Genomic DNA, 19,282 nt, shown 5'->3' with positions numbered 1-19,282 from the left:
GGCGTCTTCTTTCGATTCTCAGGCGTGGGCTGCCGCGAACTCACGCGCGCCGTCGAGGTCGGCGGCCGATTTGATGGCGAATGTCTCCACGCCCTTCATGGCGCGGCGAGCGATTCCGGTCAGCGTGCCACCGGGGACGAGTTCGATCATTCCGGTCACACCGGAGTTCAGCAGCGCCTCCTGGCACAGATCCCAGCGCACCGGGTTCGTGACCTGCTTGACCAGACGGTCGACATACTCTCGGCCGGCTTCGACCGCAGTGCCGTCGGAGTTGCTGAGGATCGACACGGAGGGATCGGAGACCTCCATCGCCGAGGCGGCGGCATCGAGATCAGCGGTGGCGGGAGCCATGAACTCGGTGTGGAAGGCGCCGGCCACTGCCAGCGGGATGACCCGAGCACGTTCCGGCGGGTTCTCGGCCAGGGTCTCGAGCGCCTCGAGAGAGCCGGCAGCCACGGTCTGGCCTCCGCCGTTGACGTTGGCGGGGCTGGCCCCGGCGGCCTCGATCGCGGCGAGAACGTCCTCGGGCTGGCCGCCGACCACGGCGGACATGCCGGTCGGGGTGACGGCGGCAGCGGCCGCCATTCCATCGGCACGGACCTTGACGAAGGCCATGGCGTCCGCCGGGGTGAAGATGCCTGCGATCTGTGCGGCTGCGATCTCTCCCACGGAGTGGCCGGCGACGACGGCAGGGCTGACGCCGAGCTCAGCGGCGCAGGCGACGGCGGAGGCGACGAGCAGAGGCTGTGCCACCGCGGTGTCCTTGATCGTCTCGTCATCGGATTCGGTTCCGTGCAGACGCAGATCGATTCCCGATGCGGTCGAGAGTTCGTCGATCTGTGCCGAGAAGGTGTCGAGTTCGAGGAACGAACTCAGGAAACCGGTCTTCTGGGCTCCCTGGCCCGGACAGGTGATTGCAAGCACTCAGTTCTCTTTTCGTTGGGTTCCGTTGATCAATCTAATGGACACTGGACCGATCTCGGCGAGATTTGTCGTTGTTCGACAATACGCCGTCCTCGGACAGTCGCCCATACACCAAGGCGATGTGGATGACGAAGGCATCACGCGAAGTCGTCGGATCGAGCCCGATGGCGTCGGTGATCTTCCGCAGTCGGTAGCGCACGGTATTCGGGTGCACGGACAGTGCCTTGGCCGTGGCTTCGAGCGAGGACCCGAATTCGACATAGGCGCTCACGGTCTTCAGCAGCTGACCCGTTCCCGAGGTCAACGGTTCGTAATAGCGTTCGATGAGTTCGGTCAAGGCGATCCGGTCCCCGGACAGGGCGCGTTCGGGCAGAAGATCATCGGCTTTGACCGGGCGCGGGGAATCGGGGCGGGCGGTCGCCGCCTTGAGTGCGCGGATCGCCGCCTTCGCCGAGGTGGCCGCTTCGGCAAGTCCCGGCACTGCCGGTCCGACGATGACTTCGGAAGGCCCGAAGCAGTCCGAGAGGTCCTCGACGGCATCGTCGAGTTCCGTCACCCCGCCGAGGACGATGAGCAGACGGTTGTCGTGGATGCCCACAAGAGCATCATCGGCCCAGCGACTGGCCTTGCGGCGGATGCCGTCCAATCCCTTCTTCGCCGAGCGCTGCGGTGCGCGGCCGACGATGACGCACACGGGACCTTCTGACTGCCAGCCGAAGGCAGCGGTGCGGCTGGCGAGTTCGTCGACGGAGTCTCCGCGGACGAGGGCGTCGACGACCATCGCCTCGAGTCGTGCGTCCCAGCTGCCTCTGGCCTCTGCGGCCCGGGCGTAGACATCGGCCGCGGCGAACGCGATCTCCCGGGAGTAGATGAGCACCGCTTCGCGGAGCGCCGGCTGCTCGACGGGGCGAGCGATGTCCGGAACGCGTTCCTCGACGACTTCGACGACGATCTTGAGCAGCTGCAGGGTCTGCTGCAGGCTGATGGCCCGGATGAGGTCGCGTGGCGCAGTCTTGAAGATGTCGGAGACCACACGCAGATTCGTATCGGGCTTGCGGTACCAATCGACGAACGAGGAGATGCCCGATTGGGCGAGCAGCCCCACCCAAGAGCGATCGGACGACGACATCGAGCGGTACCAGGGCAGCTGAGCCTCCAGCCGCTGCAGAGTCACCGATGACAGGACGCCGACTCCGGCACGCAGTCTGCGGGCGGTTTCGGCACGACGGCGCAGGGTCTCGGCATCAGACATCATGAGCACGAGTTTAGATGAATGAGAACAATCCGGTTGTCAGCGACATACAAAGAGTCGAAAAAGGTGACAAATATGGCCGGAGTCTTGGAGACTCCGGCCATATTCGCTGTCAGTGTGCGGGCGAGATCAGGCGCCTGCCCCCTCGGTGGAACCCGAGTTGCCGGCACGGACATCGTTGAGCTGGTACTTCTCAGCCGCCTCGGCGGCCTTGTCGATCGAGATCTTCCCGGTATCGGCCAGCGAGATGAGTGCCTGCGTGACCACGGAAGGACCATCGACGAGGTAATAGCGACGTGCGGCAGGACGGGTGTCCGAGATTCCGTATCCGTCGGTCCCCAGCGAGGTGAAGTGGCTGGGCACGTACTGGCGGATCTGATCCGGCACTGCGCGCATATAATCCGAGGTCGCGATGACCGGGCCCTCGGTCTCGGCCATCTTCTCGGTGACATACGGAGTCCGCGGTTCGGATTCGGGGTTCTTCAGACGCTCGTTCTCGGCGTCGAGTCCGTCACGGCGCAGCTCGGTCCACGACGTCACCGACCACACATCAGCCGAGACGCCCCAGTCCTGGTCAAGCAGCTCCTGAGCCTCGAGCACCCACGGCACACCGACGCCGGAGGCCATCAGCTGAACCTTCGGTCCGCCGTTGTCGGGTCCCTTCTTCAGGAGGTAAAGACCCTTAAGCACGCCTTCGACGTCGAGATCCTCCGGTTCGGGCGGCTGGACCATCGGCTCGTTGTACATGGTGATGTAGTAGAGCACGTCAGGATCTCGCTCATCGGCGGGATCGTACATCCGGTGGATGCCGTCCTTGACGATATGCGCGATCTCATAGCTGTAGGCCGGGTCGTACGAGACCACGGACGGATAGGTCGACGCCAGCACGTGCGAATGTCCGTCGCCGTGCTGGAGGCCCTCGGCCACCAGAGTGGTGCGTCCCGCGGTGGCGCCGAGGACGAAGCCGCGAGCCATCTGGTCACCGGCGGCCCAGAAGAAGTCACCGGTGCGTTGGAAGCCGAACATCGAGTAGAAGATGTAGAACGGGATCATCGGCTCACCGTGGGTGGCATACGAGGTGCCGACCGCGGTCAGTGCCGCGGTCGCCCCGGCCTCGTTGATGCCGACGTGGAGCAGCTGACCGTCCGTGGCCTCCTTGTAGGCGAGGAACAGGTCGCGGTCGACGGAGATGTAGTTCTGTCCGTGCGGATTGTAGATCTTCGCCGTCGGGAAGAACGAGTCCATGCCGAAGGTGCGAGCCTCATCGGGGATGATCGGCACGATCCGGTGGCCGAACTCCTTCTCCCGCATGAGATCCTTGAGCACGCGTACGAAGCCCATCGTGGTGGCGATCTCCTGTTTGCCTGATCCACGACGACCGGCCTGGTAGGCCTTGTCCGAGGGCATCTTGAGATCGACATGGGTCGATCGACGCTCGGGGGAGTAGCCGCCGAGCTCCGCGCGGCGCTCCTGCATGTACTTGATCTCGGGTGCGTCGACACCCGGGTGGTAGTACGGAGGCAGCTTCGGGTTGTCCTCGAGTTCCTTGTCCGAGATCGGGATCTGGAAGTGATCGCGGGCGAGCTTGAGATCGTCGACCGTGAGCTTCTTCATCTGGTGCGTGGCGTTGCGGGCCTCGAAGTGCGGTCCGAGCGAGTAGCCCTTGACCGTCTTGACGAGGATGACGGTGGGCTGTCCGGTGTGCTCCATCGCGGCCTTGTAGGCGGCGAAGACCTTTCGGTAGTCATGCCCGCCGCGCTTGAGGTTCCAGATCTGCTCGTCGCTGTAGTCCTCGACCATTGCCTTCGTCCGCGGGTCGCGGCCGAAGAAGTTGTCGCGCACGAAGCCGCCGGACTCACCCTTGTAGGTCTGGTAATCGCCGTCGGGGGTGGCATTCATGAGGTTGACGAGCGCGCCGTCGCGGTCCTTGGCCAGCAGCGCGTCCCATTCGCGTCCCCAGACGACCTTGATGACGTTCCAGCCGGCACCGCGGAAGTACGACTCGAGTTCCTGCATGATCTTGCCGTTGCCGCGGACGGGCCCATCGAGACGCTGCAGGTTGCAGTTGATGACGAAGTTGAGGTTGTCGAGCTCTTCGAGGGCAGCGACGTGGAGCATGCCGCGGCTCTCCGGCTCGTCGAGCTCGCCGTCACCGAGGAAAGCCCAGGTCTGCTGCTGTGAGGTGTCCTTGATCCCACGATTGTGCAGGTATTTGTCGAACTGTGCCTGCGCGATCGCATTCATCGGTCCCAGACCCATCGACACCGTCGGATGCTCCCAGAAGTCGGGCAGCTGGTGCGGGTGGGGGTAGGACGGCAGTCCCTGCGGCTTGCCGTCGATGAAGTGCGACTGCTGCTGACGGAAGCCGTCGAGCTGTTCTGCGCTCATCCGGCCCTCGAGGTAGGCGCGCGCATACATGCCGGGGGAGGCGTGGCCCTGATAGAAGATATGGTCGCCGCCGCCTGGATGGTCCTTGCCGCGGAAGAAGTGGTTGAGACCGACCTCGTAGAGGGTCGCCGAGGAGGCGTAGGTGGAGATGTGCCCGCCGACCTCGACGCCGGGACGCTGTGCCCGGTGGACGAGCATGGCGGCATTCCAGCGGTTCCAGCGACGGTAGCGGCGTTCGACCTCTTCATCTCCGGGGAACCAGGGTTCGTTCTCCGGACCGATGGTGTTGACGTAGTCGGTGGCAGTGAGGCTGGGCACGCCGATCTGCTTCTGGCGAGAGCGCTCGAGCATGCGCAGCATGACATAGCGTGCTCGAGTCCGACCGCCCTCGTCGATGAGGCCATCGAGGGAGGCCAGCCATTCAGCGGTCTCCTCCGGGTCGATGTCGGGCACCTGGCTGGGCAGCCCGTTGAGGATGGGCCCGCCCTGATTCCGATTGTCCACGATGTGGTCCTCTCTTCAGCTCCACGATCTTCTTTGGTGTAGAGATCATGACCATCGGATGGTGTGTGCTCCGCAGGTTGTCTGAGCCCAGAGGCCACCCGATCTACCTGTCAGCCTAGTACTCCCAGCCGAACTTCGCGCTCCCGCGAAGTTGTGATCTCTCTGACGCATCTGCGCACTGTGCTGACAGGCTCACAGTCCGGTGTGCTGATTGAGTGCCGTTTGAGTGCGCTTGCCGCGCGCGGGCGCGCCGATATTTGCACCTTGGCCACTGTTGGCGGAAGAATACAGGCATGAGCAACTCCGCTTCTGAAAGGACATCCTCCACTTCGACCCTCGCAAACGAGCTGGGACACAACCTCGGCTTGAAAAAGGGCGACTATGTGCAAGAGGTCGGCTATGACGACGACGTCGATCAGGCACTCTGCGAGGCGATCGAGAACATCATCGGAGACAAGATCGCCGATGGCGAAGAGGATGACGTCTACGACGTGATCCTCATGTGGTGGCGGTCGGACGACGACGACCTCGTCGACGGTCTCGTCGACGCCCAGACCACACTGAAGGAGGGCGGAGTCGTCTGGCTGCTCAGCCCGAAGGCGAACCGTCCGGGACACATCAGCCCCGCCGACATCTCCGAAGCGGCTCCCACCGCCGGAATGCACGTGACCTCCACGGTCAGCGCCGCCGACGATTGGGCCGGATTCCGGCTCGTGGGCAAGAAGAACTATTCATGATCCTGCGGCCCGGTGATCGGGCCCCGGATCTCACCCTTCCCGATCACCTCGGATCGGTCATCACCCTCACCGAGGCGGCCCCACTTACCGCTCGTGTGCTCGCATTCGTTCCGTTCGCCTTCTCTCCGATCTGCGGAGACGAACTCGCCGCTCTCGAACAGTGGCAGGAACGGATGCGAAAGGGCTCTCATGCCGTCGACGTCGCGGTCGTCTCAACCGACTCCAAGTACACCTTGGCGGCGTGGGCACGGCAGACGAGGGTCGACGTCACTCTCGCATCGGACTTCTGGCCCCACGGTGAGGCGGCTCGCGCGTTCGGCGTCTTCGACGAGGTCCACGGTGTCGCCGAACGAGGAGTCTTCGTCATCTCACCTGCGGGTACGATCGTGAGTGGCAGGCATGTCGCCCGCACCGAGACTCGGGACTTCTCCGAGGATTTCGCCGCGGCGCTTTCCAGCCTCTGAGAATCGAGCCTCGCCGAAGAACCGATCGACGGCACCTTCGGCGCCTATTGAGGAGGACCCATCATGGCCACGCTGTTCACGAAGATCATCAACGGAGAGATCCCCGGCACCTTCGTCCATCAGGATGACAAGTGCGTCGCATTCCTCGATGTCGCTCCGATGACCGAGGGCCATGTGATGGTCGTCCCGCGCGACGAGATCTCTCACTGGATCGACGCCGACGCAGAGCTTCTCGCCCACCTCACCGCAGTGGCGAAGAGGATCGGAGAAGCCCAGAAGGCGGCCTTCGACTGCGAGCGGATCGGCCTCCTCATCGTCGGCTACGAAGTGCCCCACCTGCACATCCACGTCCTGCCGACGAACTCCATGGATGACTTCGACATCTCCGACCGTGCTCCGATGCAGACACCGGAGCAGCTGGAGGCGCCCGCCGAGAAGATTCGGCAGGCGCTCTCCGCACTGTCCTGATCCGATGCTGCTCGGCTCAGATCGACTCAGAGGCCTTTGACCTCGAGGTAGTGGTCGAGTGAGTCTCTGACGAGCTCGGCTCCCGCGGTTCCGCCGTAGTTCGCGCCGAATCGCGGGTCGTCGACATACATCTGCCCGAGACCGCGCACGTATCCTCCGAGGTCTCCGTCGGGGTCATCTGCGGGCGTGCCCGGAACTGCTCGCAGCCATTCGATATGACGTCGGGCGAGGTCCTGGCAGCGGTCCGATTCGGGACGCGCCCCCGCCTCGGCGGCGGCGATCCAGTCCGCGGAGAGAGCGGAAACGAGGGCTTTCCACTCCTTCTTCTCCTCAGGCGACTGGTTGGACCACCATTCGTCTCCTCGTCGGTAGGCGTCGGCTCCCCAGCGCCTGGTCACTTCCTCTTCGTACTCGCGATGGTCGAAACCATCGAACATCTCTTCAGCCATGAGCGGCTCACCTGCTTTCAGTCGTGTGATGGTGACGGTGACGGCGGTGAGCTGTCGGTCGAGCCGGTCTCTCTCGCGTCCGAGTGAGACCAGATGCTGCGACAGCGCCTCGACCGGATCGTCTCTCCGATCGAGTACCTCCGATATCGTCGTCAATGGCAGTCCCAGCTCCTTGAGCAGCAGGATGCGCTGGAGGCGCACCAGGGCTGCTTCGTCGTAGCAGCGATAGCCGTTGGCGGCGATGGAGGTCGGCGGCAGCAGACCGATGGCGTCATAATGACGCAGGGTTCGGCTCGTCGTTCCCGTCAGCCGTGCGATTTCCTGAATGGACCAGTCCATGCCTGACAGCTTAGAAGTTGACGCAGCGTCAAGGTCAAGAGCCGTTTGAGACCTTCGACGAGTGGACGGTGTCAGGCGGCTTCGCGAATCGCGTCCAGCGCCGTGAATAGGTCGCGTGCAAGGTCGTCGACATGTTCGAGCCCGACCGACAGGCGGACGAGGCCGTCGCCGGGCTTCGCCGTCGCGGCTACGGGCCGGTGTGTGAGTGAGGCCGGATGCTGGACGAGGGTATCGGCGCCGCCGAGCGAGACCGCGTGCACGATGAGGTCGCAGTGTTCGACGAAGGTGCGGGCCGCTTCGAATCCACCGGCGAGTTCGATGGCGATCATCGCCCCTCCGCCGCGCATCTGCGAACCGACCAAACCTCGCGGATCGGACCCGGCGAGACCGGGATAGTGGACCCGGGCGACCTCGGAGCGTGTCTGGAGACGACGAGCGAGCTCACCTGCGGTGTCCTGAGCTGCGCGCATCCGCACGGCCAGCGTCCGCAGCCCGCGATGGAGGAGATAGGCGCCCATCGGGTGCAGGAGGGCCCCTGTGATGGCGCGGACCCGGCGCAGGCGCATGGTCCATTCGGTGTTCGTCGCGATGATTCCGCCCATCGCGTCGCCGTGACCGCCGAGGTATTTCGTGGCGCTGTGGAGGACGAGGGCGGCCCCGTGATCGATCGGCCGTTGGAGCACTGGGGTGCAGAAGGTGTTGTCGACCAGCACCGGCACAACTCCCGCTGCGGCGACGACCGAGCCGATGTCGACGAGGTCGAGGCTGGGGTTCGCCGGTGTCTCGACGATGACGAGCCCGGTGTCCTCGCGAATCGCCTCGGCGATCTGGTCCTCCTCCGCCCAGGTGACCGACGTGCCGAGAAGACCTGACTCGAGCAGGTGGTCACTGCCGCCGTAGAGGGGACGGACGGCGACGATATGGGGCGTCCCGGCCTCGACTGCGGCCAGCAGTGCGGCGGTCATGGCAGCCATTCCCGTGGCGAAGGCGACGGCAGATTCGGCGTTCTCCAATTCGGCGAGCGCGGATTCGAATCGCGCCACACCGGGCTGCCACAGACGTTGGTAGACGGGGGAGTCCCCTTCCTTCAGAGGATGTCCGCTGGCGAGGCTCTCATGGGAATCTCCTCCCGTGCGGACGTCGTTGACCGGGTTGGTGGTGGAGAGGTCGATGGCGGGGACATGGACGCCTGCGGCCGCGAGACCGTCCATTCCGCCGTGAACCATACGGGTCTCAGGGTGCATAGAAGTCATAAGCGCATTCAATACACTTCTCCCAGTCTGTGCAATGAACGTGCAATCTCCTCCAAGTATTCGGCCGTTTCCGGGATAGTCTGCGATCAGATATGGGAGACTGTGACTCATGTCGCAGAACGTCTCACTCGATGACACCGATCTTCGCCTTCTGCAGGAGCTCAACGCCGATGCCCGGGCCTCGGGTGCGGTCTTGGCTGCGGCCGTCGGGATCTCCGAATCGACGGTCTCCCTGCGTCTCAAGAGACTGAAGTCGCTCGGCGTCATCCGCGGCTTCCATATCGACGTCGATCCGACTGCGCTCGGGGTCGGTCTGCAGGCTCTCGTATCGATTCGGCTGGCCAAACACGATCGGGCCGAGATCGACGCGTTCACGGCGGCTGCGCCGAAGTTCCCTGGGGTGGTGCGGATGTACCACATGGCCGGAGCCGATGACTACCTGCTGCATATCGTCGCCACTGACACCGCTGCGGTACAGTCCTTCGTCCTCGACTACCTCACCCGATATCCCGCTGTCGCACATACGCGCACGAACCTCATCTATCGGGTCGAAGACGGTTCTGCCTGGATCCCTTCGGAGGCCTGAACTGCCATACTGGCTTCATGGCAGAGAACAAGACCCAGCCGACCGATGCCGATGTCGCCGCTTACCTCGATTCGGTGACTCCCGAGAAGCGTCGCGAGGATGGAATCGCTCTTGACGCGATCTTCCGAGACGTCACCGGTGAGGAACCCGTGATGTGGGGACCCTCGATCGTCGGCTACGGCCGGTACCACTATCGGTCGCCCGTGAACCCGCGCAACCACGGTGAGTGGCCGGCCACGGGATTCTCCCCGCGCAGGAGCCAGCTCTCTCTGTACGGACTCAAGGACCTTCCCGAAGGAGCGAGGCTGCTCCCGCAGCTCGGAAAGTACACCGAGGGGGCCGGGTGCGTCTATGTGCGCCGTCTGGAGAACATCGACGAGGCGGTGCTGCGCCGACTCATCGCGATCGCCGCTGCCCGTCCCGACGATCCCGAGCCGGGCAGCTGATTGCACACGCTGACGGTCGATGACAGGTCCTGTCCGAGAGATCGCAGAATGACCTCGGTGGCCGAGAACGTCGCGGTGTTCATCTGCGAGCCGTGATGCTCAGCCCCGATTTGCGCTGATGGACTGAGAAGTACTGCAGTCCCGCCTCGGCGTCGGCTAGGAATCGCCGGCGGGAGCGGCGGGGCAGCCACACGATCTGACCGGGGGACAGTTCGATCGTTCCGGTTGCGGTCTCAAGGGTGCCGGCACCGGCGAGGACGTGGATGAGCACGTCGAGAGATGGGCCGGTGTGTTCGCGGATCTCGCCGCCGGGGGCGAGCGCGATGACATTCGCATCGAGGTCACGGTGGTGCGTCGGCAGCTGCCAGACGGACCCGGAATCCTCGACGGTCGCGGTCAGCTCGGCAACATCGAGAACGACGCGGGGTACAGGGGTGGCGGCACGACGGATGATGCGCACCCGAACCCCGTCCTGCGTGCTCTCCAGCGGCTCCCACCCGACCGCCTCGGCGAACTCGCGGTCCATTTCGACGCGCAGCCCTTCAGGCGAGTGGTCATTGATGAGGATCAGGCTGGAGCCGACGTCAAGATCTTCATACGCTCTGATGACGAGCGGATGCCGTTCCGACTTCGGTAAGGTCCGGACGTCGATGACGGGTTCGTCTGCCACGGCTGCCCCTCTCAATCGCTTCGATAGTTCCTCCTCGAAACTATCACCGGAGTGATGACTGCCGGCCTGGGCCGGCCAGCGGCGCCGGGCAAAGACCGCTCGGGTCGGTCCTACAGGAGAACGGAAAAGGCACCCCGTGATACGGGATGCCTTGACGGTGGGCCCAGAGGGACTCGAACCCCCGACCCTCTCGGTGTAAACGAGATGCTCTAGCCAACTGAGCTATAGGCCCCACCTGCGTCGTCGATGTCTCCGACAGCGCTTGATCAGTATGCCACATCCGATGGGGACCGGCGAAACGGGAACGCAGGCGGTCGCGGGACCGCTCAGTGCGTCGGTCCGGACTGCCATCAGGAGGATCGGAGCAGGCGTGCCGCATTGGCGGCGAAATTCTCAGCTGCCTCTGCGGTGTCGACGTCGAAGATCCTGCGATTCTGCTCAACGGCCACGGCACCGAGTGTGAGGGTGAGGATTCCGTGCGAGAGTTCGGCGCCCAGGCGATCAGCACTCAGGGCCCGAGGCGCAACGTCTGTCGGAGCGATCGAATACCCCAGCAGCACGATCTCTGCTCCATCACGGTATTTCAGCAGCACCTCGCGCAGAGACATCGCCGCGGCGAGCGGGTCGGCAGTGGCGGGACAGAGGGCATCGACTTCGGCTTTGAGTGAACGTGAGATGAGAATGAGCAGTGACTGCTTGTCCTTGACGTGCCAGTACAGTGCAGACGGCTGAACGTCGAGTTCGCGGGCGAGCCGGCGCATGGACAGATCGCCCAGACCGTACTGCGAAAGAATGCTCAATGCAGTGGTGGTGATGCTTTCGGCTGTCAGTGCCAATGAGACATACCTTTCATTCTCGAGCAGAGGTCCTTCCCGATTTTTCAGATCGCGTTCCCCTCGCTATAGTAGTTCCTGGTCACGGGATATAGCGCAGCTTGGTAGCGCGCCTCGTTCGGGACGAGGAGGTCGTGGGTTCGAATCCCGCTATCCCGACCAAGGGAAAGTGCCGCAGCATCGCTCAGGCGAGACTGCGGCACTTCTGCATTCCCGGACCGTTGCGAGACCACTCTGCGTCCAAACCATCAAGACGCGAGCAGACGCCTAGAACGAGAAGCAGCGCACGGCCGCACCGAAAGTGGTGCGGTGCGTTCTCGCCGTGGCGCAGGACCAATCGAGTTCTGACCAGATGATCGAGTTTGACCCCGATGACTGGTCCAGAACTCGATGCTAAATGCACAAAGGCGATGGGGCGCACTGCTCGAAACAGCAGTGCGCCCCATCGCCTCAACTCGTGCTCAGACGGGTGAGCCCGGCTCTTGGGAGGAGCCGTCCGTCGCGTCGGAAGCGAACGGGTGGGTCGCCCGGCCCCGTCGTGGAGCCTGCGGCGCATCGGTTCGGTGGGCCGCCTCGGCGAAGTTCTCTGTCACGAGGTCAGAGTCGGTGCCCCGCCACCGGGCGATGGCCTTCATCGCCTGATAGATGATGATCGCCGAGGCGGTGCCCAGGGCGATGCCTTCGAACTGCAGTCCGCCCGGGGTCCAGGTGAAGTTCGCGATGGCGACGATGAGCGAGACCGCGGCAGTGTTGAGATTGATCGGGTTGGAGAAGTCGACCTTGTTCTCCACCCAGATGCGCACGCCGAGCATGCCGATCATTCCGTAGAGCACGGTCGCCGCTCCGCCGAGGACTCCGGGAGGGATCGTCGCGATGATCTCGCCGAACTTCGGCAGCATGCTGAGGACGAGGGCGATGACCGCCGCGCACAGGTAGGCGGCAGTGGAGAAGATGCGCGTGGCTGCCATGACGCCGATGTTCTCGGCATAGGTCGTCGTTCCGGAACCGCCGCCGGATCCGGCGAGGATGGTGGAGAACCCGTCGGCGAAGAGCGTCCGGCCCGTCAGGTGATCGAGGTCGCGGCCGGTCATTGCGGCGACCGATTTCACATGGCCGATGTTCTCGGCGATGAGGACGAGGACGACGGGCAGGAACAGGCCGAGGTAGCCGAGATCGAACGCCGGTGCATGGAACGCGGGCAGTCCCACCCAGTCGGCATTCGAGACGGTGGAGAAGTCGAGCTCACCCTGCAGCCATGCCGCACCATAGCCGACCAGGACGCCGATGAGGATCGAGAGTCGACCGAGCATCCCGCGGAAGAGCACCGTGGTCAGCAGGATCGCGACGATCGTGATCACGGCGGTCAGGGGAGCGGCCTTGACCCAATCCCAGGCGGCCGGGGCCAGGTTGAGGCCGATGAGGGCCACGATGGCCCCGGTCACCACTGGGGGCATGGTCACTTCGATCCATCGGACGCCGACGAAATGGACCACGAGCCCGACGAGCGCCAAGGTGACTCCCACCGAGATGATTCCACCTTGAGCCAAAGCCATGGCATGAGGTTCGAGGTCCTCTCCGGCCGTGGCCGAGAACCCCGTGACCGCCCCGATCGGGGCGAGCAGCCCGAACGACGAACCGAGGTAGGAGGGCATCATCCCCTTCGTGATGAGCAGGAACAGCAACGTGCCGATGGCGGTGAAGAACAGCGTCGTCGACGGTGGGAACCCGGTGAGAAGGGGCACGAGGAACGTCGCGCCGAACATCGCCACGACGTGCTGTGCGCCGATGCTGATGGTCCGCGGCCAGCTCAGACGCTCTTCCGGCAGAACCCTCTCACCGGGAGCGATCGTCCGCCCGTTTCCGTGCAGACGCCAGCCGCGGCGATTGCCTGTTCCTTTGTGGGTGTCCGTGGGTGCCGACTCCGCCATTGTGTTCCTCGTTCCGTTCTTCCCTGTACTGGGTCGTTGGCCGGCGGTCGGGCAGTGCTCCGGGCCGGCGAAAGAATTCTATGCTCCAGCTCACCGGCACGCCGACTCGACGGCTGACGAAGCGGTATGGCCGGTGTGTCTGAGGACCCTGCTCCGGAAGGCGGGGTCAGCATTCTGATAGCCTATTGAACGGTGTTCAGGAGATCTGAACTCGACCGATTCTGACCTTGTTCAATCGCACGGAGACAAAGGACCAATCGATGACGACTGTGAACCCTGACCAGAACGTGAACCCCGGCCAACTCGCCGAGTCCATCCTCAACGGGGGAGCGGCCACCGAAGCCGACGCGCTCACGCTCCTGGCTACGCCGGATGAGGAGCTGTTCGGTCTCGTCCATGCCGGATCGCGACTCCGCCGAGAGCACTTCGGCATGACGATCAAGCTGAACTATCTCGTCAACCTCAAATCGGGAATGTGCCCGGAAAGCTGCACCTACTGCTCACAGTCACTGGGGTCGAAGGCCGAGATCCTCAAATACTCGTGGCTGAGCACTGACGAGGCCATGGAACAGGCGAGCATGGGCATCGGCGGAGGGGCGTCCCGCGTCTGCCTCGTCGCCAGCGGTCGTGGGCCGAGCCGTCGCGACGTGGGCCGCGTCGGTGAGATCGTCGAACGCCTCAAAGACGAGAATCCCGAAGTCGAGGTGTGTGCGTGTCTGGGCATCCTCAAGGAAGGTCAGGCCGAGGCGCTCAAGGAAGCCGGCGCCGATGCCTACAACCACAACATCAACACCGCGGAATCCTTCCACGACAATATCGTCAAGACCCACACCTACGAGGACCGGACGAATACCGTCGAACACGCCAAAGCGGCGGGACTCTCACCCTGCAGCGGCCTCATCGTCGGGCTCGGCGAAAGCGACGAACAGATCATCGAAGCGCTGTTCGCGCTCAAGGCCCTCGGCTCCGAGTCGATCCCGATCAACTTCCTCGTCCCGTTCGACGGAACACCGCTCGAAGGACAGTGGAACCTCACACCCATGCAGTGCATGAAGATCGTCGCGACAGCCCGCTTCGTCTGCCCCGACCGGGAGATCCGGCTGGCCGGCGGTCGCGAGATTCACCTCAAATCCCTCCAGCCGATGGCGCTGCAGCTGGCCAACTCGATCTTCCTCGGCGACTACCTCACCGCCGAGGGCCAAGCCGCAGCCGACGACCTCGCCATGATCCGAGACAACGGATTCACTATCCTCGGCCAGGAGGACGAGGAGGCCCGGACGGAAGAATCCGTTGGGTGCTGCGGTGCGGAAGCCGGCTGCTGTTCCGATTCGAAGACCACCGCCGAGGCGGCCACCCACACCGATCCCGTCATCCGCAGGCGCGGTGCAGGCACCGCTGAAGTCGCCAACGCCTGAGCGGCCGCTAGCCCTCAGGCTTGGCGCAGGCTCCGCTTGAGGATCTTCCCGGCCGAGTTCTTCGGCAGTTCGGCAACGAACTCCACCCGCTTGGGCACCTTGAATCCGGCCAAACGGGACTTGACGTGACCGATGACATCGTCGGCCGACAACGGCGGCTGGCCGTCCTTGAGGACGACGAAGGCGGCCACCGCCTCGATCCACTTCTCATCGGCGATCCCGACCACAGCCACCTCGGCGACCTGCGGCAGCTCGAAGACGGCATCCTCGACCTGGCGGCTGGCGACCAGCACGCCACCCGTGTTGATGACGTCCTTGACCCGGTCGACGACCTCGACGAAACCCTCCTCGTCGACCTTGACCAGGTCCCCGGAATGGAACCAGCCGTTGTCGAACGCCTCGGCGGTGGCCTCCGGCCGGTTCCAGTAGCCTTCGCACAGCTGCGGCGACCGGTAGAGGATCTCGCCCTCCTCGCCGGGGCCGACGTCGTCACCGCCGGCGTTGACGACGCGGGTCTCGACGAACATCACCGGGCGACCCGCCGAACCGGGGTGATCGTCGTGCTCCTCGGGACGCAGCACAGTGCACAACGGGCCGAGCTCCGACTGGCCGAAGCAGTTGTAGAAGCCCAGCTGCGGAAGCCGCTGGCGCAGGCGCTCGAGGATCGGTCCGGGCATGATCGAAGCACCGTAGTAGGCCTTGTGGAGGCTGTCGAGGTTGCGGGTTTCGAGGTCAGGGCTGTTGGCCAGCGCCACCCAGACGGTGGGGGCGGCGAAGAACGAACTGATCTTCCGTTCCTCGAAGATGCCGAGCAGCTGCTCGGGCACGGGAGCGGGGACGATGATGTTGTGCGCGCCGATCGACAGAAGCGGCAGCAGGAAGACGTGCATCTGCGCTGAGTGATAGAGCGGCAGGGCGTGGACGGCGCGATCTGTCGCAGCGAAGTCGAGGGACATGAGGGACGACAGGTACTCGTGCAGAAGGGCGCGATGGGTCATCACCGCACCTTTCGGCGCCGAGGTGGTGCCGGAGGTGTAGAGCAGCTGAGCCACGTCCGTGTCGTCGACGGAGAACTCTGTGCTGACGGCTGGGGCGATCTCCTCCGCGGTGGCGACCGGAACGAGATCGGCGAAGTCGATCACCTGCGCCTCGGCTCCGGTCGGGGTTGAGGCGACTGCGGACATGAGGTCGGAGTCGGAGAAGACGATCTCGGCACCGGAGTTGCTGAGGATGTAGTCGAGTTCGTCGTTCTTCAGCTGATAGTTGACCGGCACGTGGATGAATCCGGCACGTGCGCAGCCGAGATAGAGGAGGACGAAGAGGTCGGAGTTCTTCCCATAGGCGGCGACACGGTCGCCTTTCGTCACACCGAGACGGACGAGTTCGCGGGCCACCGCGGTCACGGCAGAGTCAAGTTCTGCATAGGTCCAGGTTCGGTCCCCGAATTCGAGGGCCGTGTCGGTGGGGAATCGGCCGGCGCTGCGGCGGATGAGATCCGAGACCGTGGACGAGTTTCTGATGACGGGTGATTCGGAGGAGATGCGTGTAGATGTCATGACCCAAATATATGAGCCACATCACTCTCTCTGAAAATCGTCCGCCCATCTCTGCTTCATCGGCCGGCTGGTCTTCGATCCCACGGTGCCGACGATGTGCCCCGGTTCGGATGTAATAGTGTGGGGGCATGAGACATCCGAAGGTGAGTGACTGCGCAGAGGTGTTCGACTCACTGTGGCCACCGGCCTTGGCCGAGTCCTGGGACTCCGTGGGCCTGGCCGTCGGCGACCCCGACGCCGAGGTCCAGTCGATCCTCTTGGCTCTCGATCCGATGGACGCCGTGATCGCCGAGGCCGTCGTTCTCGGCGCAGACCTGGTGTTCAACCATCATCCGCTCATGCTCAAACCCGTGAAGTCGGTGAATGCCGCAACTTTGAAGGGCGGAGCCGTCCACACTCTCATCAGCAACGATATTGCGCTGTTCAATGCGCATACGAACGCTGATTCGGCCCGCGGCGGAGTCTCCGATGTGCTCATCTCACTCCTGGGCATCGAGGGCGCGCAGCCACTGTCCCCCCATGACGAGGCTGATGATTCGGGACGCGGCTCGCTGCCGACCGGAATCGGCCGCGTCGGCGACCTCGACCGGCCCACACCGGTCCGGGACCTTGCCAGGCGACTGGCTGCGCAGCTGCCGCGCACCACGACCGGTGTGCGCATCGCCGGCGACCCCGCTGCGACAGCGACCCGTGTCGCGGTCTGCGGCGGCGCCGGCGACTCGCTGTTCGACGAGGTCAGGGCCAGCGGCGCCGACGTCTACGTGACGGCTGACCTCCGCCATCACCCGGCCACCGAGGCGCTTGATGCGGCGAATCGTCGAGAGAGCGGACTCTCGCTCATCGACGTCTCCCACTGGGCGTCCGAGACAGTCTGGCTGAGTGCGGCGGCCGAGGCTCTCGAGACCGAATTCGCGCGGCGCGGGTTCACTGTCTCGCTGCAGCATTCGGCAGTCAACACCGACCCCTGGGTCGAACGGTACTGACAAGGAGACCGACGATGCTCATCACCGACAGCCAGAGAACCGCGCTGCAGACCCTCATCGAACTCATCGCCCACGGGCGCGCCCTGCAGTTCGAGCATGACAACCCGAAGAGGGCAGAGGAGCTGCAGGAGCTCATCTCCCGCCACAAGGAACTCGGCGAGAAGCGGACCGAGGCCGCCGCTGTCGTCGACGGCCATCAGGACGCCATCACCGAAGCCACCGGACTCATCGAAGCACAGCGATCGAAGATCGAGAAGAAGACCGCCGAGCTCAACGACGGAACCGGTCTGACCAGCAGAGACATGGTGAATCTGCAAGAGGAGATCGCCGGTCACGAAGCTCGGGTCGCCGAACTCGAAGAAACGCAGCTGGAGGAGATGGAGAAGCTCGAAGCCGCTGAAGACGAACTCGCGGCAGTCGATGACCGAATCGCCGAGGTCACGGCCTCCGGTAAAGAGGTGCAGACCGCGGTGAAGGACAGGAAGGCCGAACTGCGGGAGCTCATCGCCGAGAACGAGTCCGCGGCGTCGGGCGCGAGGAGCGAGCTGCCGGAGCAGCTGCTCACGACATTCGATGCCAATGTCCGCCAGGGCGGTCCCGGGGCCGCCCTGCTCAACGGACCGAACTGTCAGGCGTGCGGACAGGAGATCGGCGGAGCAGTCTGGCACGGAATGCTCGGCGCCGATGTCAACGAAACCTATGAATGCGAAGAATGCGAGGCGGTGCTGCTGCGTCGCAGCTGATCCTGCCTCGACTGATCTCGTCGACCTTGGTCGACAGGGTCGTTGTTGAGGCGCGTCTCAGTCGCGGAGGACGATCATGAGGTTGGCCGGCTTCGAGTTCGTCGAGCCTGTGAACTCGACCTCATACAGCTCCTCCGCCCGAGACACAAGGTCTTCAGCGGTCTCCGGCAGGGCCCGCTCATCGGACAGCAGCCGACCGGCGAACTCACCTCGGTAGAACTTCGCCCAGTGGGAGACGACGCGACGTTTCCCGCCGCTGACGGACACGGCACCCATGGTGACGACCTGATCGGTGGGACCCGGCCACACGGACCGGTAATCGCTCGAGCGGCAGTCGAGGGCCACCTCGGCGGGGTCGAGGGAGCAGGACTTCGCCAGAACCGGCTTCCAATAGGATGTCAGCTTTCCCAGGGTCCCCAGATCGGTCTTCATCGCCAGTCGGTAAGCGGGGATATCGTCGAGTCCGTGCACCCGGCCGAACAGGGCGGAGAATACGTGGACGTCGTGGAGACGGTCCCGCAGCTTCTCGTCATCGGTCGACTGCGCCACCAGCTCACTGGCGCCCATCGCCTCATAGAGCACACCGGAATAGGTGAGCAGCGCGGGGGCACAGGGGATCTCATCGAGGACGGTGTTCCGTTCGACGTCCGCTGAGAGTGACGCGCCGACGCCGAGCTTCTCGAGGGCATCTCGACGCTTTGAGACCTTCTTCAACGCAGCGAGCACACGCTTGCGCTTGGTGGTGAGTTCCGGAGCCGAGAGACCGTCGAGATCGAGCGTGGGACCGGTCGGCGACGGAGTCTTGCCCTCGGAGGGCGGCAGCAGGATCTTCACCACCCCATCGTATGATCACGCAGTGACGCGGCTGGGACCGGGTGCGGATGAGGTTGATCACGTTCGATGTCCGGTCTCCGCCGCGTGCGGGTGCTGTGTGCGTGGGGGCATTGCTGAGCGACTACACTGGGTTGCTTGAGGACAGGTCACCAGACGGTCGCGGCTCTCTTCACGAGGGCTGAGGAACGTCCGGGCTCCACAGAGCAGGGATGGTGGGTAACACCCACCCGGGGCGACCCGCGGGCCAGTGCAACAGAAAGCAGACCGCCCAGTTCCGACTGGGTAAGGGTGAAACGGTGGTGTAAGAGACCACCAGGGCGGCGGGTGACCGTCGCTGCTGGGTAAACCCCATCCGGAGCAAGATCAGACAGACGACGTTCGAGGCTGCTCGCCGAGTCGTCGGGTGGATTGCTTGAGGCCGGTGGCAACATCGGTCCCAGATAGATGACCGTCAGGCGAGAAGGGCAACCGACTCGTCGACAGAACCCGGCTTATCGGTGGCCTGTCCTC

General features: G+C 64.2%; 18 protein-coding genes, 2 tRNA genes and 1 other RNA gene. 10 read left to right on the top strand and 11 right to left on the bottom strand.

Features of this window, described 5'->3' with window-relative positions; translation table 11 throughout:
• Positions 1–18: 18 nt before the first annotated feature.
• From ACU4IU_RS18765 to aceE, 3 genes are all read right to left on the bottom strand, one after another.
• On the bottom strand, positions 19–924 hold the full coding sequence (locus ACU4IU_RS18765) for an ACP S-malonyltransferase (RefSeq protein WP_139467147.1): 906 nt from the start codon (positions 922–924) through the stop codon (positions 19–21).
• A 34-nt stretch (positions 925–958) separates the two neighbouring features.
• Positions 959–2,179 (bottom strand): PucR family transcriptional regulator, encoded by a 1,221-nt coding sequence (locus tag ACU4IU_RS18760; protein WP_139467149.1) that lies wholly within the window; start codon positions 2,177–2,179, stop codon positions 959–961.
• A 126-nt stretch (positions 2,180–2,305) separates the two neighbouring features.
• Positions 2,306–5,068: a pyruvate dehydrogenase (acetyl-transferring), homodimeric type gene (gene aceE, locus ACU4IU_RS18755; RefSeq protein ID WP_446657552.1), complete on the bottom strand. Its 2,763-nt coding sequence runs from the start codon at positions 5,066–5,068 to the stop codon at positions 2,306–2,308.
• A 293-nt stretch (positions 5,069–5,361) separates the two neighbouring features.
• Between aceE and ACU4IU_RS18750 the strand changes: the two genes are divergently transcribed.
• The 3 genes from ACU4IU_RS18750 to ACU4IU_RS18740 all read left to right on the top strand — a co-directional run bounded on the left by ACU4IU_RS18750 (position 5,362) and on the right by ACU4IU_RS18740 (position 6,737).
• The gene (locus tag ACU4IU_RS18750; protein ID WP_139467151.1) at positions 5,362–5,805 is read left to right on the top strand and encodes a DUF3052 domain-containing protein; all 444 of its coding nucleotides are present in this window, start codon (positions 5,362–5,364) and stop codon (positions 5,803–5,805) included.
• Positions 5,802–6,269: a redoxin domain-containing protein gene (locus tag ACU4IU_RS18745; RefSeq protein WP_139467153.1), complete on the top strand. Its 468-nt coding sequence runs from the start codon at positions 5,802–5,804 to the stop codon at positions 6,267–6,269. The genes ACU4IU_RS18750 and ACU4IU_RS18745 overlap by 4 nt, the downstream gene beginning before the upstream one ends.
• A gap of 63 nt (positions 6,270–6,332) precedes the next feature.
• Positions 6,333–6,737: an HIT family protein gene (locus ACU4IU_RS18740; RefSeq protein WP_139467155.1), complete on the top strand. Its 405-nt coding sequence runs from the start codon at positions 6,333–6,335 to the stop codon at positions 6,735–6,737.
• 26 nt (positions 6,738–6,763) lie between these two features.
• On the opposite strand, the gene ACU4IU_RS18735 is transcribed toward ACU4IU_RS18740, so the two are convergent.
• Both ACU4IU_RS18735 and ACU4IU_RS18730 read right to left on the bottom strand, forming a co-directional pair.
• Positions 6,764–7,525, bottom strand: a complete 762-nt coding sequence (locus ACU4IU_RS18735; protein ID WP_446657551.1) for a MerR family transcriptional regulator — start codon at positions 7,523–7,525, stop codon at positions 6,764–6,766.
• 71 nt (positions 7,526–7,596) lie between these two features.
• Positions 7,597–8,778 carry a trans-sulfuration enzyme family protein gene (locus tag ACU4IU_RS18730; RefSeq protein ID WP_446657550.1) on the bottom strand — a complete coding sequence of 394 codons (1,182 nt, stop codon included), beginning with the start codon at positions 8,776–8,778 and terminating at the stop codon, positions 7,597–7,599.
• A gap of 109 nt (positions 8,779–8,887) precedes the next feature.
• Between ACU4IU_RS18730 and ACU4IU_RS18725 the strand changes: the two genes are divergently transcribed.
• Positions 8,888–9,364, top strand: a complete 477-nt coding sequence (locus ACU4IU_RS18725) for an Lrp/AsnC family transcriptional regulator (protein WP_101546684.1) — start codon at positions 8,888–8,890, stop codon at positions 9,362–9,364.
• A gap of 17 nt (positions 9,365–9,381) precedes the next feature.
• Complete coding sequence (locus ACU4IU_RS18720) at positions 9,382–9,810, top strand: DUF1801 domain-containing protein (RefSeq protein WP_139467160.1); 429 nt, start codon at positions 9,382–9,384, stop codon at positions 9,808–9,810.
• Positions 9,811–9,889: 79 nt separating this feature from the next.
• On the opposite strand, the gene ACU4IU_RS18715 is transcribed toward ACU4IU_RS18720, so the two are convergent.
• From ACU4IU_RS18715 to ACU4IU_RS18705, 3 genes are all read right to left on the bottom strand, one after another.
• Entirely contained in the window at positions 9,890–10,480 is a 591-nt protein-coding gene (locus ACU4IU_RS18715; protein ID WP_139467162.1) for a DUF2249 domain-containing protein, read from the bottom strand.
• A gap of 158 nt (positions 10,481–10,638) precedes the next feature.
• Positions 10,639–10,712, bottom strand: a tRNA-Val gene (locus tag ACU4IU_RS18710).
• 118 nt (positions 10,713–10,830) lie between these two features.
• Entirely contained in the window at positions 10,831–11,316 is a 486-nt protein-coding gene (locus ACU4IU_RS18705; protein ID WP_139467163.1) for a TetR family transcriptional regulator, read from the bottom strand.
• An 82-nt stretch (positions 11,317–11,398) separates the two neighbouring features.
• Here ACU4IU_RS18705 and ACU4IU_RS18700 point away from each other — a divergent pair.
• Positions 11,399–11,475: transfer RNA gene (locus tag ACU4IU_RS18700), tRNA-Pro, on the top strand.
• 299 nt (positions 11,476–11,774) lie between these two features.
• Here ACU4IU_RS18700 and ACU4IU_RS18695 read toward each other — a convergent pair.
• Positions 11,775–13,241: a uracil-xanthine permease family protein gene (locus ACU4IU_RS18695; RefSeq protein ID WP_446657549.1), complete on the bottom strand. Its 1,467-nt coding sequence runs from the start codon at positions 13,239–13,241 to the stop codon at positions 11,775–11,777.
• Positions 13,242–13,501: 260 nt separating this feature from the next.
• Here ACU4IU_RS18695 and bioB point away from each other — a divergent pair, with 260 nt between their 5' ends.
• Positions 13,502–14,656, top strand: a complete 1,155-nt coding sequence (bioB, locus tag ACU4IU_RS18690; protein ID WP_446657548.1) for a biotin synthase BioB — start codon at positions 13,502–13,504, stop codon at positions 14,654–14,656.
• Positions 14,657–14,670: 14 nt separating this feature from the next.
• Here bioB and ACU4IU_RS18685 read toward each other — a convergent pair whose 3' ends face one another.
• Complete coding sequence (locus ACU4IU_RS18685) at positions 14,671–16,212, bottom strand: fatty acyl-CoA synthetase (RefSeq protein ID WP_446657547.1); 1,542 nt, start codon at positions 16,210–16,212, stop codon at positions 14,671–14,673.
• A gap of 128 nt (positions 16,213–16,340) precedes the next feature.
• Here ACU4IU_RS18685 and ACU4IU_RS18680 point away from each other — a divergent pair, with 128 nt between their 5' ends.
• Both ACU4IU_RS18680 and ACU4IU_RS18675 read left to right on the top strand, forming a co-directional pair.
• On the top strand, positions 16,341–17,195 hold the full coding sequence (locus tag ACU4IU_RS18680; protein ID WP_139467166.1) for a Nif3-like dinuclear metal center hexameric protein: 855 nt from the start codon (positions 16,341–16,343) through the stop codon (positions 17,193–17,195).
• Between the two features lie 14 nt (positions 17,196–17,209).
• Positions 17,210–17,938 carry a zinc ribbon domain-containing protein gene (locus tag ACU4IU_RS18675; protein WP_139467167.1) on the top strand — a complete coding sequence of 243 codons (729 nt, stop codon included), beginning with the start codon at positions 17,210–17,212 and terminating at the stop codon, positions 17,936–17,938.
• 57 nt (positions 17,939–17,995) lie between these two features.
• On the opposite strand, the gene ACU4IU_RS18670 is transcribed toward ACU4IU_RS18675, so the two are convergent.
• Entirely contained in the window at positions 17,996–18,772 is a 777-nt protein-coding gene (locus ACU4IU_RS18670; RefSeq protein ID WP_139467168.1) for a YaaA family protein, read from the bottom strand.
• A 141-nt stretch (positions 18,773–18,913) separates the two neighbouring features.
• Here ACU4IU_RS18670 and rnpB point away from each other — a divergent pair.
• Positions 18,914–19,282: RNase P RNA component class A (gene rnpB, locus ACU4IU_RS18665), an RNA gene on the top strand.

It is taken from the genome of Brevibacterium sp. CSND-B09 (assembly GCF_052906525.1).
The sequence above is the reverse complement of the archived record's forward strand: the minus strand, read 5'-3'. Positions and strand labels throughout refer to the sequence as shown.

What these genes read in the sequence shown, in the direction of transcription:
- ACU4IU_RS18730 (WP_446657550.1), bottom strand. Translation starts at nt 8,778, where the DNA reads ATGACTTCTATGCACCCTGAGACCCGTATGGTTCACGGCGGAATGGAC.
- ACU4IU_RS18695 (WP_446657549.1), bottom strand. Translation starts at nt 13,241, where the DNA reads ATGGCGGAGTCGGCACCCACGGACACCCACAAAGGAACAGGCAATCGC.
- ACU4IU_RS18750 (WP_139467151.1), top strand. Translation starts at nt 5,362, where the DNA reads ATGAGCAACTCCGCTTCTGAAAGGACATCCTCCACTTCGACCCTCGCA.
- ACU4IU_RS18745 (WP_139467153.1), top strand. Translation starts at nt 5,802, where the DNA reads ATGATCCTGCGGCCCGGTGATCGGGCCCCGGATCTCACCCTTCCCGAT.
- ACU4IU_RS18740 (WP_139467155.1), top strand. Translation starts at nt 6,333, where the DNA reads ATGGCCACGCTGTTCACGAAGATCATCAACGGAGAGATCCCCGGCACC.
- ACU4IU_RS18675 (WP_139467167.1), top strand. Translation starts at nt 17,210, where the DNA reads ATGCTCATCACCGACAGCCAGAGAACCGCGCTGCAGACCCTCATCGAA.
- bioB (WP_446657548.1), top strand. Translation starts at nt 13,502, where the DNA reads ATGACGACTGTGAACCCTGACCAGAACGTGAACCCCGGCCAACTCGCC.
- ACU4IU_RS18685 (WP_446657547.1), bottom strand. Translation starts at nt 16,212, where the DNA reads ATGACATCTACACGCATCTCCTCCGAATCACCCGTCATCAGAAACTCG.
- ACU4IU_RS18725 (WP_101546684.1), top strand. Translation starts at nt 8,888, where the DNA reads ATGTCGCAGAACGTCTCACTCGATGACACCGATCTTCGCCTTCTGCAG.
- ACU4IU_RS18720 (WP_139467160.1), top strand. Translation starts at nt 9,382, where the DNA reads ATGGCAGAGAACAAGACCCAGCCGACCGATGCCGATGTCGCCGCTTAC.
- ACU4IU_RS18735 (WP_446657551.1), bottom strand. Translation starts at nt 7,525, where the DNA reads ATGGACTGGTCCATTCAGGAAATCGCACGGCTGACGGGAACGACGAGC.
- ACU4IU_RS18760 (WP_139467149.1), bottom strand. Translation starts at nt 2,179, where the DNA reads ATGATGTCTGATGCCGAGACCCTGCGCCGTCGTGCCGAAACCGCCCGC.
- ACU4IU_RS18680 (WP_139467166.1), top strand. Translation starts at nt 16,341, where the DNA reads ATGAGACATCCGAAGGTGAGTGACTGCGCAGAGGTGTTCGACTCACTG.